Origin of the sequence: Sphingomonas sp. ERG5, assembly GCF_000803065.1 — a bacterium.
Lineage (GTDB): Bacteria > Pseudomonadota > Alphaproteobacteria > Sphingomonadales > Sphingomonadaceae > Sphingomonas.
Genome location: NZ_JSXI01000013.1, coordinates 1 through 15,196 on the forward strand (window position 1 = coordinate 1; position 15,196 = coordinate 15,196).

Sequence of the window (15,196 nt, forward strand, 5' to 3'; positions counted from 1 at the left end):
GCGTAGATCGACGGGCCTCGATATAGGTTTGGCACGGGATGACGTGCCTCATCCTATGTCATGATTGAATCGTCGCCGTGACCGGACTGCGGGGAGATATGTTACACCAGTCGTGTAACATATCTATTCCGCCGGCTTCTCAGTAATGCGATTATAATCTTTGTATATCAGACGTTTAATTGGATGTAGGCCGGTTCGATGCCACCGAACGATCCAGCTCCTGGCCAACAACAGATGCCCGCCTCGGTCTAGCTGACCGCTGCCGCAACGCCGCGCAGCCATTCGATCACCGCCTGGATCCGCGGCGTGGCATGCGTGTCTTCATGCGTCACCAGCCAGAAGCTTCGCCCGAGCATTACCGCGGGCAAGACCGGGGCCAGCGATCGATCGCGGGTGGCGATGAAATTGGGCAGGATGCCGATCCCGGCGCCTGACCGGATCATGGCATGCTGCACATTGATGCTGGTGCTGCGCACTTGCGCGACCAGCCCGTCATGGATCTCCGACAGATAATCCAGCTCCACCGCATGGATATGTTCGGGAACATAGCTGATCAGCGTATGGCCTTCGAGCGCCGCGGCGTTTTCCGGCATGCCGTGCGCGTCGAGATAAGCCTGGGTCGCGAAAAGCCCGAGCTGATAATCGGCCAGCCTGGTCGCCCGCAGATGCCGGTTGCGTGGTCGTGCCAGCATCACGGCGATATCGGCTTCGCGCTTCGAGGGGTTGAGAAAACCCGAGGCGGTGATCAGGTCGAGCCGGATATTGGGATGGCCGGCGCTGAATGCCGCCATGCCCGGTGCGACGACATGCGTCGCCAGCCCTTCGGCAAGACTGAGGCGGACATGCCCGGCCAGCGCACTGTTCGGGTCGCCGGCAGTCACCGCGATCACCGCTGCCTCGATCGTCTCGGCATGAGCCAGCAGCGCCTGGCCCGCCTCGCTCAGCCGCCGCTCGCCGCCGAGCATCTCGAACAGAGGCGCCCCCACTTCGCCCTCGAGCCGGGCAAGGCGGCGCGACACGGTGGTCACATCGACCCCGAGCGTCCGCGCCGCCGGCGCGAGGCGTTGCGCCCGCGCCACGGCGACGAATATCCTCAGATCATCCCAGTTTCGCATCGACCCCTGCAAAAATGCACATGGAAGCGGCGAATATAGGCTCTTGCCGGCAGAAATGCCTAGTGGGATAGGCGCTGCAACGAATTGCGGCAGCCGCTGTCGGTCGCCGCCACCGGAGAAATCGACATGCGGCAGATCGACCATTTCATCGTCGGCCATTCAAGTGGCGGGGCGGCGGCGCGCAGCGGCGACGTTTTCGATCCCAATACCGGCCAGGTCCAGGCGCAGGTGACGCTCGGCACCCAGGCCGATCTCGATCGTGCCGTCGCCGCCGCGCTGGCGGCGCAGCCGGGCTGGGCCGCGACCAACCCGCAGCGTCGCGCCCGCGTCATGTTCAACTTCAAGGCGCTGGTCGAACGGAATATGGAGGAGCTGGCGCATCTGCTCAGCTCCGAACATGGCAAGGTCATTGCCGACGCCAAGGGCGACATTCAGCGCGGGCTGGAAGTGATCGAATTCTGCTGCGGCATCCCGCACGTGCTGAAGGGCGAATATACCCAGGGGGCAGGCCCGGGCATCGACGTCTATTCGATGCGCCAGCCGCTCGGCATCGGCGCCGGCATCACCCCGTTCAACTTCCCCGGCATGATCCCGCTCTGGATGAGCGGCGTCGCCATCGCGACCGGCAATGCCTTCATCCTCAAGCCGTCCGAGCGCGACCCGTCGGTGCCGGTGCGGCTTGCCGAATTGTTCCTCGAAGCCGGCCTGCCTGAAGGCATCCTGCAGGTGGTCCATGGCGACAAGGAAATGGTCGATGCGATCCTCGACCATCCAGCGATCAGCGCGGTCAGTTTTGTCGGGTCGTCCGACATCGCGCATTATGTCTACAAGCGCGGCGTCGCGGCGGGCAAGCGCGTGCAGGCGATGGGCGGCGCCAAGAACCATGGCATCGTGATGCCCGATGCCGATCTCGACCAGGTCGTCGCCGACCTGTCGGGTGCCGCCTTTGGCAGCGCCGGTGAGCGTTGCATGGCGCTACCGGTGGTGGTGCCGGTCGGCGAGAAGACCGCGATCGCGCTCCGCGAAAAGCTGATCCCGGCGATCGCCGCGCTGCGCATCGGCGTCTCGACCGATAATGACGCGCATTACGGTCCGGTGGTCAATGCCGCGCACAAGCAGCGCGTGGAGAACTGGATCCAGACCGGTATCGACGAGGGCGCCGAACTGGTTGTCGACGGGCGCGGCTTCGAGCTGCAAGGGCATGAAAAGGGCTTCTTCATCGGCCCGAGCCTGTTCGATCATGTCACGTCGCAGATGGAATCATACAAGGAGGAAATCTTCGGACCCGTGCTGCAGATCGTCCGCGCCGATGATTTCGAGCATGCCCTGCGCCTGCCGAGCGAGCATCAATATGGCAATGGCGTCGCCATCTTCACGCGCAATGGTCATGCCGCGCGCGAATTCGCCGCGCGGGTCAATGTCGGCATGGTAGGCATCAATGTGCCGATCCCGGTGCCGGTCGCCTATCACACCTTTGGCGGGTGGAAGCGTTCCGCGTTCGGCGACACCAACCAGCATGGCATGGAGGGCGTGAAGTTCTGGACTAAGGTCAAGACGATCACGCAGCGCTGGCCCGATGGATCCCCCGATGGCGGGAATGCTTTCGTCATCCCGACCATGGGGTAGGGGAGATACCGTGCACGTCGTGAGGACGATCGATCGTCGTGGTGCGCCTGGCAGGCCTGCCTTGCTGGGGGCACCGGACGAGACATTATTCCCCGGCGTCAATTCTGCGATCTTCGCACGCCGTGACACCGGCTTCCCCGACTCAGGACCCGCCTTGCTCGGGCGGGTCGGTTGCGAAGACTCCGGCTGCTCCGCCCAGCAACTGCTCTTTCCAGCTGGTGATCTGGTTGACGTGCACATCGTAAAGCTGCGCGAGTTCGGCCCGCGTCTTCTCTCCTTTCAGCGCCGCCAGGGCCACCATCGCCTTGAATCCAGGAGCGTGAGTGCGTCGCGCCCGTTTCGTCATTTCTACTCCTGATCTTCCCCTAGCTGTGGGCCCCCACCCATGTTTCCGCTTACGCCGTGACCGGGTCGGTCGTCGTCTTGCCCCGGCTGACCACGGCTTCGAACTTCTCGTGATAGCGCGGATGCTCGGTGCCCATCATCCGGTCCCACCAAGTGAAGTAGATCCCGAAATTATACCGCCCCTCGCTATGGTGCAGGTCATGGTGCGTCGTGGTGGTCAGCCATCCGGTCCAGCGGCTGCGCGTGAACCCGCTCCATGCCAGCTCATGGCCGGAATGGCCGAGCACGTTGCGGAGCATCTGGTGACCGGCGAAGAACAGGCCGGCGATCGGATAGATCGGCACGATCCACGATATGGCGATCAGGATGATCGGTCCGAACAGCGCCTCGGTGACCGATTCGATCGGCGCGAAGGAATAGGCCGCCCAGCTCGTTGGGGTGCGCGACGTGTGATGCGCGGCATGGGCGCGGCGGAACATGGCGCGCAAATGCAGCATGCGGTGCATCCAGTAAAAATAGGTGTCGTGCGCCAGGATGATCACGATGACCTGGATGATCAGCACCAGCGGATCGGGCGGGCCGAAATCGACTCGGCCCAGTCCAAGGGCAACCGCTCCGACGGTGAGCAGGCCGACGAACGGAAAGATCGCGACCGTGCGGATCGACTGGAAGATTTCCCGTCGTCGGTCCGCCATCGTCGCCATGCGCTGCTGGATGCGCCGCGACGCGATGGAGCGCCGGGCGAGCCAGAAGAGCGCCGTCACGCCGGCCGCGGCGACCAAGTAGCGGATCAGCTCCTCCTGGAAGCCGGAAAACCAGTGGGTAGCGAACGCGTGCACTATCTCGATCATGATGTGGCTCCGTCGGGCAAGGTCCTCCCGGCCGGCGCTATGTCATCTTATCAGGCGCTGCTGCGCGCGGCCGAAAATCCTCGATTGATTTCGAAATCAATCGGCATTTTTCAATTCTCTACGATCGCGGCACGACGGAAATTGCTCGGCGCCTGGCCGGTTTCCTGGCGAAAGGCGCGGTTGAACGGCGCGAGCGAGCCATATCCCAGGTCCATCGCGATAGTCAGGATCGGCAGGTCGACATGGACCGGATCGGCCAGCAGCGTCTTTGCCTCGGCAATGCGGTGATGGTTCAGAAAGGCCGAGAAATTGCGATAGCCCAGCCGCTGGTTGATCAGGCTGCGCAACCGGTGCTCGGGCGTGCCGAGCCGTTCCGCCAGGCCACCGATCGACAGGCCTGGTTCGCGGTGGATCGCCCCGGCGATCGCGGCGTCGAGCTTGCGCTTCAGGACATGTTCGGACGGGCTGAGCTTGGGTTCCGGCGCGGGCTCGGCCGGATCGAACAGCAATTCGGGGTCGCTTTGCAGAAACGCCACCGCGACGGCGGTGGTCGCGATGAGAATGGCGATCGACTGGCCAAGCGCGATGCCGAGGCCGGAGTAGCGGAAGCCGGACAGCATTTCGAGCACCAGTACGATGAAGGCGATGCTGCCGACCAGCACGACAAAGCCGAAGCGCAGGCGGCGGCGTTTCTCGATCAGGTCGTCGCCGCGCTCAAGGAATGCGATCATGATCGCCTGGATGATCAGGACCAGCGAAATGCCGTGCTGGATCAGTGCGATCCAGAATTGAGTACCCCAGAATTCGGCGCCCGGCGCCCAACGTATGGCAATGAGATAGGAAATGGCGCATCCGACCAGCGCCGCGGCGCTGCACAATGCCGCGCGCCGATCGATCGGGCGCTCGAACAGCAGATGCGCAAAGGTCCAGAGCAGCCAGGGCGTCATTTGCGCGGAGAAGCGAACGATCAACCACAGCGGGGCATCGAGCGGCCGGAACAGCGGCGTCGCGGCCGCGAGATAGGAGGCGATGCCGGTCAGCAGCAGGGCGGTCGCCACCCGGATCGCGTGCGGCGCGCGGCCAAGGCCGATCACGATGGTGATCAGCAGCAACTGGCCGATCGCCAGCATGCGGATCGCCATGTCGAGCAGGATAAGCCTAGTCATCGCTATAATATGACGTGCCCGCGCCACGTCGTCCATCGCGCAACATGGCCGGGGGAAATTTTCGCCGGGATGCGGTCGTCGCACCGATCCCGGCCATGGGATGGCGGCCTAGGCCAGGACCGGGTCCGATGCGATCTTGCTCCGTCCCGCCACAGCCTCGAACTTCTCATGATAACGCGGATGCTCGGTGCCCATCATCCGGTCCCACCAGGTGAAGTAGAGCCCGAAATTATACCGCCCCTCGCTATGGTGCAGGTCATGGTGCGTCGTGGTGGTCAGCCATCCGGTCCAGCGGCTGCGCGTGAAGCCGCTCCACACCAGTTCATGACCCGAATGGCCGATCGCGTTGCGCAGGATCTGATGGCCGAGGAAGACGAACACGGCGAGCGAATAGACCGGCATGATTGCCGACATGGCGATCAGCAGGACCGGGATGTACAGCGATTCGGTCACCGACTCGATCGGCGCGAAGGCATAGGAAGCCCAGCTGGTCGGGGTGCGCGAGACATGGTGCGCGGCATGCGCGCGGCGGAACAGGGCGCGCAGGTGCAAGCCGCGATGCATCCAGTAGAAATAGGCGTCGTGCATGATGATCAGCACGATCAGCTGCACCGCGAAGATCAACGGGTCGATCGCGCCTTTCTCGATCCTGACGAGTCCCACATCGATGGCGGCGTAGGTGATCAGCCCGACCAGTCCGAAAATAGCGATGGTCTGCACCGACAGGAACAGTTCGCGCCGCCGATCGGCCATGGTCGCCTGGCGCTGCTGGATGCGCCGGGGTGCGGTCCAGCGCCGTGCCAGCCAATAGGTCAGCGCTACACCGGCCGCACCGAACAGGTAGCGGATCATCTCGACTTCGAAACTATGCGCCCAATGCAAGGCGAATCTCGTCAGCGTCTCGATCATCATGCGGCTCCATCACCAGCGGTCTTCCCGTTCGGGGCTAGCCCATCGCGAGCAAGCTGGCTGTGCAAGGTTGAAAATCCCCGATCAATTTCGAAATTGCGCGATGTTTTTCACTTGGGTTTTCAGCTGGGTTCGCAACCGGGGATGATCGCGGCGCGGCGGAACTCGCTCGGCGCCTGGCCGGTCTCGTCGCGAAAGGCACGGTTGAATGTCGCGAGCGAGCCATATCCCAGGTCCATCGCGATGGTCAGGATCGGCAGATCGACCCGGGCCGGATCGGCGAGCCACGACTTTGCCTCGGCAATGCGGTGATGGTTCAGAAAAGCCGAGAAATTGCGGTAGCCGAGCCGCTGGTTGATCAGGCTGCGCAGCCGGTGCTCGGGCGTGTCGAGCCGGTCGGCCAGGCTGCCGACCGACAGGCCGGGTTCGCGGTGGATCGCACCGGCGATCAGCGTGTCGAGTCGCTGGCGCAGCACATGTTCGGCCGGGCTGAGGCTCGGCGCGGGGGCGGGGCGGCTGGGATTGAACAGCAGATCGGGATCGCTTTGCAGCAGAGCAATGCCCATCGCGGTGGTGGCGATCAGGATCGCACTGGCCTGGGCGAACGCGATGCCGGGACTGGCATGGCGGAAGCCGGACAGCATCTCGAGCACCAGCACGACGACCGACAAGGTGCCGACCACCACGACGAAGCCGACACGCAACCTGCGGCGTTTTTCGATCAGGTCGTCACTGCGTTCGCTGAGCGCGATCGTCATGGCATGGGCGATGAGCAACAACGACACGACATGCTGGACCAGCGCCGCCGCGAAACGCGCCTGCGCCGCCATCTGGCCCGCAAAATCATAAGTCAGCCAGCACAATTGCAGTGTCGCCACGCCGATGACGGCCACGCGCCGGTCGACCCGGCGTTCGAACAGGCAATGCGCGAACAGCCACAACAGCCAGGGCACCGATTGCGCGGCAAGGCGGACGACCGACCAGAGCAGCCCATGGGCCGGTCGGAACAGCGGCGCGGCGACGGTCAGATAAGCGGCGACGCACAGCAGCAGCGGCGCGCTGACCAGGCGGATCGTGCGGGGCGCGGCGCCCCGGCCGATCACCATGGCGATCAGCAGCAACTGGCCGATCGCCAGCATCCGCACCATCACGTCGAGCAGCATGAACCGGGTCATATCGCTCGCGTTATGGCTTGCGCGGCGGGTGACGTCCATCGCATCACCGGGCTTCCGGGCGGCCAGGGAGAGGTTTCGCGCGGGATGCGTTACCTGAGAATGCGATCGGGGGATTCGTCTCCCCGGCAAATGGAGGCACCTTCTTCGTCATGACCAAGAAACTGATCATTCCCGCCATTCTGACCTGCGCGCTTGCCGCGTGTAACGGGCCGGCCACCTCGTCGAACGAATCGGACGCGACGAGCAACGGCATTACCGTCAAACCCGCCGAGACGGTGAATGAAACCACCGTCGCCCCGGGCAAGGTGGTCGATGCGAAGACGCCGGCGCCGAAATCGCCCACGACATTCCCGGCCGCTTTCCAGGGACGCTGGGGCATGAACGCCAATGATTGCGACCCCAGGCGCGACGATAATAAGGGCTTGCTGACGGTTTCCGCCGATGGCCTCAAATTCTACGAATCACGGGCGAAAGTCGTGACGATCACGACCATCTCGGACACCGGGCTGGCGGCCGACCTCTCCTTCAGTGGTGAAGGTCAGACCTGGAACAGCAAGTCCGTGTTCCAGCTGGTCGATGGCGGCAAGACCCTGCTCCGTACCGAGGAAGAGCCCGCCGCTTCCTATCGCTACGCCAAATGTCCCGCCGCATGATGCGTGTACCGCATCGGTCTGGAATTGCCGCGCTGGTGCTGGCGTCCGCCGCCTGTTCGCCGAGTCCATCCGACAATCAGGCAGCCGCCAATATCGAGGCGACGATCGCCGAGAACCAGTCGTCCGATGCCGCGCGGGGCTTGCCGAAGAGCGATGCGCCCAATCCGGTCCGGGCGGCCAGGACCTTGCCGCCGGCCTTTCTCGGCCGTTGGGGTATCACGCCGGCGGATTGCGATTTCAGCCGCACCGATACCAAGGGGCTGGTGACGGTCTTCGCCGACAAATTGAGCTTCTATGATTCGACCGCGAAGATCGATGCGCTGACGCATCGGTCGCAGTATAAGGTGACCGCCGACCTGATTTTCACCGGCGAAGGCCGGACCTGGACGAAGCGTGCGGCGCTCGAACTCGTCACGGCGGGCACAGCATTGCTGCGGACCGAACAATCGCCCGCCGCAACCTATCGTTACGAGCGCTGCTAGGAGCAATCGCATGACGACCCGGCTCACCCTTTTCGGCGCGCGGCGCGAGATCGACGATCTCGCGCGCCAGCGTGCGCCGTTCGGGTAAGCCGATATGCGGATCGTCCTTGTCCTTGCCGCCTTGCTCATCGGCGCACGCGCCGCGCCGGTGGCGATCGGCAGCATGCCGCCGGTGATGCCGGCCAAGATGATCGCGCTGAGTTTCGACGATGCGCCGCGCGGGCCGGGCGCGTTCCTGACCACCGATCAGCGCAACGCCATGCTGATCGCGGCGCTGAAGGCCGAGCGTGTCGATCAGGTCGCGTTCTTCGTCAATCCGGTGCGAATTTCCCATGGCGATGGCGATGAGGAACGGATCGATCGGTACGTCGCGGCGGGCCATGTCATTGCCGATCACACCTATTCGCATCCGCGGCTGTCGAAAGTGTCGGCCAAGACCTATCTCGCGGACATCGACAAGGCCGAAGCCTGGCTGAAGGGTCGGCCGGGCTATCGCCCGTGGTTTCGCTTCCCGGCACTGGATGAAGGCGGACCGGACAAGGTGAAGCGTGACGCGGTGCGCGCCGGTCTCCGCGCGCGGCACTTGCGTAACGGCTATGTCACCGTCGATGGTTCGGACTGGTATCTCGACAGCCTGTCGATCGCCGCGAAGAAAGCGGGCAAGCCGATCGATATGGCGGCGCTGCGCCGTCTCTATGTCGAGACGATGGTGCAGTCCGCGAATTTTTCCGACGCGCTGATGCGGCGCACGCTCGGCCGCTCGCCGGCGCATATGCTGTTGTTGCACGAAACCGATCTTGCCGCACTGTTCATGCCCGACCTGATCGAAGCGCTGCGCAACGATGGATGGGGGATCGTCACCGCCGATCGCGCTTATGCCGATCCGATCTATGATGCGGTGCCCGAAATCGCCTGGGCGAATGGCACGCTCGCCGAGCAGCTTGCCTGGCAAAACCATATCACCGGCCCGCGCTGGTACGAACGCAATGATATAAGGGTCGCCAAGACCCTGTTCACCGAGCGGGTCTTGCACGCCATGCCCGCCCCCTTTCCTTCACCGCCCGTCAAGGCGCTTCCCCTCGTCACCCCAGCGACATGAGACCAGCATGACCAACCAGTTCGACCTTACCGACGACCAGCGCGAGATCCAGGATCTGGCGCGGAAGTTCACCGCCGACCGCATCACGCCGCACGCGGCGGAATGGGACGAGAAGCATATTTTCCCCAAGGACGTGATCAAGGCGGCGGCCGAACTCGGCTTCGCCGCGATCTATGTCTCGGAGGAAGCTGGCGGGATCAATCTCGGCCGGCTCGAATCCGCGATCATCATGGAGGCGATGGCCTATGGCTGCCCCGCGACCAGCGCGTTCATCAGCATCCACAACATGGCGTCATGGATGATCGACCGCTTCGGCAGCCAGACGGTGAAGGACAAATATCTTCCCGATCTGGTGACGATGGAGCGGATGGCGAGCTATTGCCTGACCGAACCATCCTCAGGCTCGGACGCCGCCGCGCTCAAGACCAAGGCGGTGCGGGGCACTGACGCAGCGGGGGATCACTATGTCGTCACCGGCACCAAGCAGTTCATCTCCGGCGCAGGCGAGAACGAAGTCTATGTGACAATGGTCCGCACCGGCGAGGAGGGGCCGAAGGGCATTTCCTGCATGGTGATCGAGAAGGACATGCCCGGCGTCAGCTTCGGTGCCAATGAACGCAAGCTTGGCTGGCATGCGCAGCCGACGCGGCAGGTAATTTTCGATAGCGTGCGCGTACCGGTCGAGAACCTTGTCGGTGGTGAGGGCGAGGGGTTCCGCATCGCGATGATGGGCCTCGATGGCGGGCGGCTCAATATCGGCGCCTGCTCGCTCGGCGGTGCGCAACGCTGCCTTGATGAGGCAATCCAGTACACCAAGGATCGCAAGCAGTTCGGCACCGCGATCGCCGATTTCCAGAACACCCAATTCACCCTGGCCGACATGGCGACCGAGCTCGAGGCGGCACGCGCCTTGCTCTATATGGCGGCGGCCAAGGTAACGGCCAATGCGCCCGACAAGACGCGCTTCGCGGCGATGGCCAAGCGGCTTGCGACCGACACTGGATCGTCAGTGGTCGATCGCGCGCTGCAGTTGCATGGCGGTTATGGCTATTTGCAGGACTATCCGATCGAGCGTTTCTGGCGCGATCTGCGTGTGCATTCGATCCTGGAGGGCACCAACCAGGTGATGCGCATGATCGTCGGCCGCGAGTTGACCCGCCAGTGACCGATCAGCCAAATCCGCCAGGCGTGACGCAAATGTGGCAGGACGCGCTCGCCAATGTGTCGAGCGCGCTGGGCAAGGCCGCGCGCGCGCCGATCCCCACCGGGTCGAGCCAACCCTATGATCCGCTGGCGCTGTTTCGCTCGATGTCGGGCTTCGCCATGGGACTGGGGTCGAACCCGCAGCAATTGCTTGAGGTCCAGCTCCAGGCGGCGCGCGAATGGGGCGATTTCTGGACTCAGGCCTGGTTGCCCAGGGCCGATGCGGAAAAGCCGCGCGATCGCCGCTTCTCGGCTCCGGAGTGGGAGGAGCAGCCCTATTTCCGCTCGCTTCGCGACGCCTATCTGCTTGCCTCGAAGCAATTGCGCGCCGTCGCCGATGTCGCCGACGGCCCGCACAGCCCCGACAAGGCAATGACCGCGTTCGTGCTCGATCAATATCTCAACGCGATTGCGCCGACCAACTTCGCGATGACCAACCCGGAGGTGATCCAGCGGACGGTCGAGACCGGTGGCGCCAATCTCGCGGCGGGTTTTGCGCATCTTGTCGAGGACATGGCGTTGGGCAAAGGCATCGTCCGCCGCCGCAGCGACGAAAATGCCTTTACCAAGGGCGGCAACATCGCCGCGACGCCGGGCAGCGTGGTGTTCCAGAATCATCTGTTCCAGCTGATCCAGTATGATCCGACCACGCCCGACGTGCATGCCGAGCCGATGCTCTATGTGCCGCCGCTAGTGAACAAATTCTACATGATCGACCTGCAGTCGCGATCGAGCATGGTGCGCTGGCTGGTCGAGCAAGGGCGAACCGTGTTCGTCATCTCATGGATCAATCCCGACGAAAGTCACCGCGATTGCGGGGTGGAGCACTATGTCCTCGACGGGATCGTGACGGCGCTTGGCGAAGTGCGCAAAAGAACAGGCAAGGGCGCCGGCAAGGCGAAGGTCGATCTGTTCGCCTTCTGCCTCGGTGGTACGCTGGTCGCGATCGCGCTGGCGTATCTCGCCGCCAAGGGCCGCGCCGATGAGGTCGGCAGCGCGACCCTGATCGGATCGATGGTCGACTTCGCCGATATGCGCGACTGGTCGGCATTCGTGCATGAGGCGCATCTCGACGCGCTCGAGACGCATCTCGAAAAGCGTGGCTTTATCGATTCGACCGAGTTGCAGCAGCTCTTCGCCGCAGTGCGCTCGAACGACCTGATCTGGTCTTCGGTGGTCAATCATTATCTGCTCGACCGCGCAGCGCCGCCGTCCGACCTGCTCTACTGGTTCGAGGATGGCGCGCGCATTCCTCAGGCCTTTCTCAAATCCTATAATCGTGGGCTGCTCTTCTCCAATGCGCTGAAGGAGGGAACCGGCTTCGAGGTCGGGGGCGTCGCGATCGACCTGTCGAGCGTGAAGACGCCGGTACTGCTCGTCGCGCTGAAGGACGATCATGTCTCGGCATGGAGCGCGGTCTATGATGGCGCGAAGCTGTTTGGCGGGCCGGTCACCTTCATCCTTGGCGGTTCCGGCCATAATGCCGGGGTGATCAATCCGCCTGCCGCCAACAAGCATGGTTACTGGACCAGCGCCGCCATGCCCGATCGGGCCGAGGACTGGCTTGCCGGTGCCGAAAAGCATCAGGGATCCTGGTGGCCGATCTGGGATGGCTGGTTGAGCGCGGCGGGCTCAGGCAAGCGTGCCGCACCCCGCACACCCGCCAATCCGATCGAGCCCGCGCCCGGCTCTTACGTTTCCATCACTCACTGAGTTTGCATGTACCGATGAATGATATGTCCACGCCTACCGAAACACTTGCCTATCGCGACGGCGCCGCCGGGCGTCTGCGGCTCAACCGGCCCAAGGCGCTGAATGCGCTCAACTTGCCGATGGTGCAGCAAATGACGCGCGCGCTGCTCGACTGGCGCGAGGATCGCAGCATTCGCCTGATCCTGATCGACCATGCCGAGGGGCGGGGTTTCTGTGCCGGCGGCGACGTGGTGACGATCGCGGGCAGCGCCCAGGGGCACGGCGCGGCTGGGCAGGCCTTCTTCTTCCAGGAATATCGCCTCAATCATTTGATGTACACATACCCGAAGCCGGGCGTGGTGTTCATGGACGGCGTGACGATGGGCGGCGGCGTCGGCATCGCTTGCCCGTGCCGCTACCGCGTGGTCACCGAACGTACGATCTTCGCGATGCCCGAAACCGCGATCGGTCTGTTCCCCGATGTCGGCGGCGGCCGCTATCTGTCGCGGCTACGCGGGCGGGCGGCGCAATATCTCGCGCTGACCGGCGCGCGGCTCGATGGCGCGGACTGCATCGCGCTTGGCCTGGCCAATTATTATGTGCCGTCTGAAAAGCTCGAGGCGCTGAAGGCCGAACTGAGCGCGACCCCGGAAAAGGTCGAATCGATCCTGGCCGGTGTCTCCATCGTCCCGCCACCGGCGAAGATCGTCGAGCAATTGCCGGCGATCGACCGGCTGTTCGCGTCGGATGATTATGAGGAAATCCTTGCCGCGCTCGAAGCCGATGGTTCGGACTGGGCGACGCGGCAGCGTGAGACGCTGCGCTCGAAATCACCGACAGCGTGCAAGGTATCACTGCGCATGCTGGTCGAAAGTCCGCGTCAGCCGCATTTCGTCGACGAGATGCGCATGGAATTCGGCATTGCCGCGCGCATGTTCCGCCATCCCGATTTCGGCGAAGGCGTGCGCGCCTTGCTGATCGACAAGGATAATAATCCGACCTGGAACCCCGCCACGCCGGAAGGCGTGACCGCGGCGATGGTCGATGGTTTCTTCCAGCCGCTGCCCGCCAGCCAGGCCTGGACCCCGCTTCCTGCCAATGCCGACGGAGACTGATCCCATGGCCATTTACGAAACCCTGCTCGTCGAACAGCGCGATGCCGTCACGCTGATCACGCTCAACCGTCCTCAGGCGCTCAACGCGCTCAACAATCAAGTGCTCGGCGAACTGGTTGCCGCAATGACCGCCTATGATGCCGACGACAGCCAGCATTGCGCCGTGCTGACCGGCAGCGAAAAAGCGTTCGCCGCCGGTGCCGACATCAAGGAAATGGCCGGCCAGTCGTTCGCCGACATGTTCAGCGGCAATTATTTCGCCGGCTGGGAGCGCTTTACCGCGACGCGCAAGCCGATCATCGCCGCGGTTGCCGGCTTCGCGCTCGGTGGCGGGTGCGAACTGGCAATGATGTGCGACTTCATTCTCGCCGCCGACACCGCGAAGTTCGGCCAGCCTGAAATCAAGCTCGGCGTTGCGCCTGGCATGGGCGGTTCGCAGCGCCTGACGCGAGCGGTTGGCAAGGCCAAGGCGATGGAAATGTGCCTGACCGGGCGGATGATGGGCGCGGAAGAAGCCGAGCGCGCCGGGTTGGTCAGCCGTATCATCCCTGCCGCCGAACTGCTCGACGAGGCATTGAAGACCGCTGCGGCGATCGCCGGGATGGCGCCACTCGCTGCGCTCGCCAACAAGGAAATGATCAACGCCGCATTCGAGACGGGCCTTGCCCAGGGCGTGCAGTTCGAACGTCGCCTGTTCCATGCGCTGTTCGGCACCGCCGACCAGAAGGAAGGCATGGCTGCTTTCGTCGAGAAACGTCCGGGCAACTGGACGGGGAAATAACCAACACGTCACCGGGGCCACTCAAAGAGCGCGCGCAGCGCCAGCCCCATAAGAATCCCGGCTTGTCGGGATGACGAATTGATATCGGAGAATAACTTATGGCACGCGTCGCATTTATCGGTCTCGGCAATATGGGCGGCGGCATGGCCGCGAACCTGGCGAAGAAGGGCCATGACGTCCGCGCCTTCGACCTCTCGGCCGAGGCGCTCGCCCGTGCCAAGGAAGCGGGCTGCCTGCCCGCCGCGAGCGTCGAGGAAGCACTTGACGGTGCCGAGGCCGTCATCACCATGCTGCCGGCCGGCAAGCATGTGGAAGGCGTCTATGCCGATGCCGTGTTCGCCGCGGCGCCGCAATCGGCGATCCTGATCGATTGCTCGACCATCGACGTTGCGACTGCCAAGCGTATCGCCGAAGCCGCCAGCGCCAAGGGTTACGCTGCGGTCGACGCACCCGTGTCGGGCGGCATTGCCGCTGCCAATGCCGGCACGTTGACCTTCATGGTCGGCGGTAGCGCCGAAGCCTTTGACCGTGCTCAGCCCTTTCTCGCCGATATGGGCAAGGCAGTGATTCATGCCGGGTCAAATGGTACCGGACAGGTCGCCAAGATCGCCAACAATATGCTGCTCGGCATCACGATGATCGGCACGTGCGAAGCATTCCTGCTGGCGCAGAAGCTCGGTCTCGACGCGCAGAAGTTCTTCGACATCGCCAGCGTGTCGTCGGGCCAGAGCTGGTCGATGACCAGCTACGCCCCGCTCCCCGGGGTTGGCCCCGACACGCCCGCCGATCATGACTATCAGGGCGGTTTCGCCGCCGCGCTGATGCTCAAGGATTTGCGGCTGGCGATGGAGGCGGCATCGACTGCCAATACCGGCACGCCGTTGGGCGCCCGTGCGGCGGAACTGTACGAGAAATTCAATGCCGACGGGCAGGGCGGCACTGACTTCTCCGGCATCATCAGGATGCTTGACGCGAAAGCCTGAG

Annotated in this window: 14 protein-coding genes and 1 pseudogene; 9 read left to right on the forward strand and 6 right to left on the reverse strand. The window is 63.8% G+C overall.

What is annotated here, in order from left to right; all coding sequences use genetic code 11:
* Nucleotides 1-248: 248 nt before the first annotated feature.
* The gene (locus OO12_RS02985; protein ID WP_034157163.1) at nt 249-1,115 is read right to left on the reverse strand and encodes a LysR family transcriptional regulator; all 867 of its coding nucleotides are present in this window, start codon (nt 1,113-1,115) and stop codon (nt 249-251) included.
* A gap of 126 nt (nt 1,116-1,241) precedes the next feature.
* On the opposite strand from OO12_RS02985, the gene OO12_RS02990 reads away from it, so the two are divergent.
* Nucleotides 1,242-2,741, forward strand: a complete 1,500-nt coding sequence (locus OO12_RS02990; protein ID WP_034157266.1) for a CoA-acylating methylmalonate-semialdehyde dehydrogenase — start codon at nt 1,242-1,244, stop codon at nt 2,739-2,741.
* A gap of 13 nt (nt 2,742-2,754) precedes the next feature.
* Here OO12_RS02990 and OO12_RS29045 read toward each other — a convergent pair.
* The 5 genes and pseudogenes from OO12_RS29045 to OO12_RS03015 form a co-directional block, all read right to left on the reverse strand.
* Nucleotides 2,755-3,087 (reverse strand): annotated as a pseudogene (locus tag OO12_RS29045) (transposase); the annotation flags it as partial.
* A gap of 49 nt (nt 3,088-3,136) precedes the next feature.
* Nucleotides 3,137-3,937, reverse strand: a complete 801-nt coding sequence (locus OO12_RS03000; RefSeq protein ID WP_034157164.1) for a sterol desaturase family protein — start codon at nt 3,935-3,937, stop codon at nt 3,137-3,139.
* Between the two features lie 110 nt (nt 3,938-4,047).
* A complete protein-coding gene (locus OO12_RS26675; protein WP_160296726.1) occupies nt 4,048-5,103 on the reverse strand; it encodes an AraC family transcriptional regulator in 1,056 nt (351 codons plus the stop codon).
* Nucleotides 5,104-5,211: 108 nt separating this feature from the next.
* Nucleotides 5,212-6,012, reverse strand: coding sequence for a sterol desaturase family protein (locus OO12_RS03010; RefSeq protein ID WP_034157268.1), 801 nt, complete (start codon nt 6,010-6,012; stop codon nt 5,212-5,214).
* Nucleotides 6,013-6,134: 122 nt separating this feature from the next.
* Nucleotides 6,135-7,187 carry an AraC family transcriptional regulator gene (locus OO12_RS03015; RefSeq protein ID WP_160296727.1) on the reverse strand — a complete coding sequence of 351 codons (1,053 nt, stop codon included), beginning with the start codon at nt 7,185-7,187 and terminating at the stop codon, nt 6,135-6,137.
* Nucleotides 7,188-7,336: 149 nt separating this feature from the next.
* Here OO12_RS03015 and OO12_RS28870 point away from each other — a divergent pair, with 149 nt between their 5' ends.
* The 8 genes from OO12_RS28870 to mmsB all read left to right on the forward strand — a co-directional run bounded on the left by OO12_RS28870 (nt 7,337) and on the right by mmsB (nt 15,195).
* Entirely contained in the window at nt 7,337-7,840 is a 504-nt protein-coding gene (locus OO12_RS28870; protein ID WP_034157166.1) for a hypothetical protein, read from the forward strand.
* A complete protein-coding gene (locus OO12_RS26680) occupies nt 7,837-8,322 on the forward strand; it encodes a hypothetical protein (protein ID WP_052215496.1) in 486 nt (161 codons plus the stop codon). Before OO12_RS28870 ends, OO12_RS26680 begins: the two co-directional genes overlap by 4 nt.
* Nucleotides 8,323-8,416: 94 nt before the next feature.
* Entirely contained in the window at nt 8,417-9,421 is a 1,005-nt protein-coding gene (locus tag OO12_RS03030) for a polysaccharide deacetylase family protein (protein WP_082006312.1), read from the forward strand.
* Between the two features lie 7 nt (nt 9,422-9,428).
* On the forward strand, nt 9,429-10,586 hold the full coding sequence (locus tag OO12_RS03035) for an acyl-CoA dehydrogenase family protein (RefSeq protein WP_034157167.1): 1,158 nt from the start codon (nt 9,429-9,431) through the stop codon (nt 10,584-10,586).
* Entirely contained in the window at nt 10,583-12,337 is a 1,755-nt protein-coding gene (locus OO12_RS03040; RefSeq protein ID WP_052215497.1) for an alpha/beta fold hydrolase, read from the forward strand. The genes OO12_RS03035 and OO12_RS03040 overlap by 4 nt, the downstream gene beginning before the upstream one ends.
* 23 nt (nt 12,338-12,360) lie before the next feature.
* On the forward strand, nt 12,361-13,431 hold the full coding sequence (locus OO12_RS03045) for an enoyl-CoA hydratase/isomerase family protein (protein WP_034157272.1): 1,071 nt from the start codon (nt 12,361-12,363) through the stop codon (nt 13,429-13,431).
* 4 nt (nt 13,432-13,435) lie between these two features.
* Nucleotides 13,436-14,212 carry an enoyl-CoA hydratase gene (locus tag OO12_RS03050; RefSeq protein WP_034157168.1) on the forward strand — a complete coding sequence of 259 codons (777 nt, stop codon included), beginning with the start codon at nt 13,436-13,438 and terminating at the stop codon, nt 14,210-14,212.
* A gap of 98 nt (nt 14,213-14,310) precedes the next feature.
* Nucleotides 14,311-15,195: a 3-hydroxyisobutyrate dehydrogenase gene (gene mmsB, locus OO12_RS03055; protein WP_034157169.1), complete on the forward strand. Its 885-nt coding sequence runs from the start codon at nt 14,311-14,313 to the stop codon at nt 15,193-15,195.
* Nucleotide 15,196 lies beyond the last annotated feature (1 nt).

Excerpts from the sequence above, each read along its gene's own strand:
- OO12_RS03010 (WP_034157268.1), bottom strand. The coding sequence starts at position 6,012 with ATGATCGAGACGCTGACGAGATTCGCCTTGCATTGGGCGCATAGTTTC.
- OO12_RS03050 (WP_034157168.1), top strand. The coding sequence starts at position 13,436 with ATGGCCATTTACGAAACCCTGCTCGTCGAACAGCGCGATGCCGTCACG.
- OO12_RS03000 (WP_034157164.1), bottom strand. The coding sequence starts at position 3,937 with ATGATCGAGATAGTGCACGCGTTCGCTACCCACTGGTTTTCCGGCTTC.
- OO12_RS02990 (WP_034157266.1), top strand. The coding sequence starts at position 1,242 with ATGCGGCAGATCGACCATTTCATCGTCGGCCATTCAAGTGGCGGGGCG.
- OO12_RS26675 (WP_160296726.1), bottom strand. The coding sequence starts at position 5,103 with ATGACTAGGCTTATCCTGCTCGACATGGCGATCCGCATGCTGGCGATC.
- OO12_RS03045 (WP_034157272.1), top strand. The coding sequence starts at position 12,361 with ATGTCCACGCCTACCGAAACACTTGCCTATCGCGACGGCGCCGCCGGG.
- OO12_RS02985 (WP_034157163.1), bottom strand. The coding sequence starts at position 1,115 with ATGCGAAACTGGGATGATCTGAGGATATTCGTCGCCGTGGCGCGGGCG.
- OO12_RS26680 (WP_052215496.1), top strand. The coding sequence starts at position 7,837 with ATGATGCGTGTACCGCATCGGTCTGGAATTGCCGCGCTGGTGCTGGCG.
- OO12_RS28870 (WP_034157166.1), top strand. The coding sequence starts at position 7,337 with ATGACCAAGAAACTGATCATTCCCGCCATTCTGACCTGCGCGCTTGCC.
- mmsB (WP_034157169.1), top strand. The coding sequence starts at position 14,311 with ATGGCACGCGTCGCATTTATCGGTCTCGGCAATATGGGCGGCGGCATG.
- OO12_RS03035 (WP_034157167.1), top strand. The coding sequence starts at position 9,429 with ATGACCAACCAGTTCGACCTTACCGACGACCAGCGCGAGATCCAGGAT.
- OO12_RS03030 (WP_082006312.1), top strand. The coding sequence starts at position 8,417 with ATGCGGATCGTCCTTGTCCTTGCCGCCTTGCTCATCGGCGCACGCGCC.
- OO12_RS03015 (WP_160296727.1), bottom strand. The coding sequence starts at position 7,187 with ATGACCCGGTTCATGCTGCTCGACGTGATGGTGCGGATGCTGGCGATC.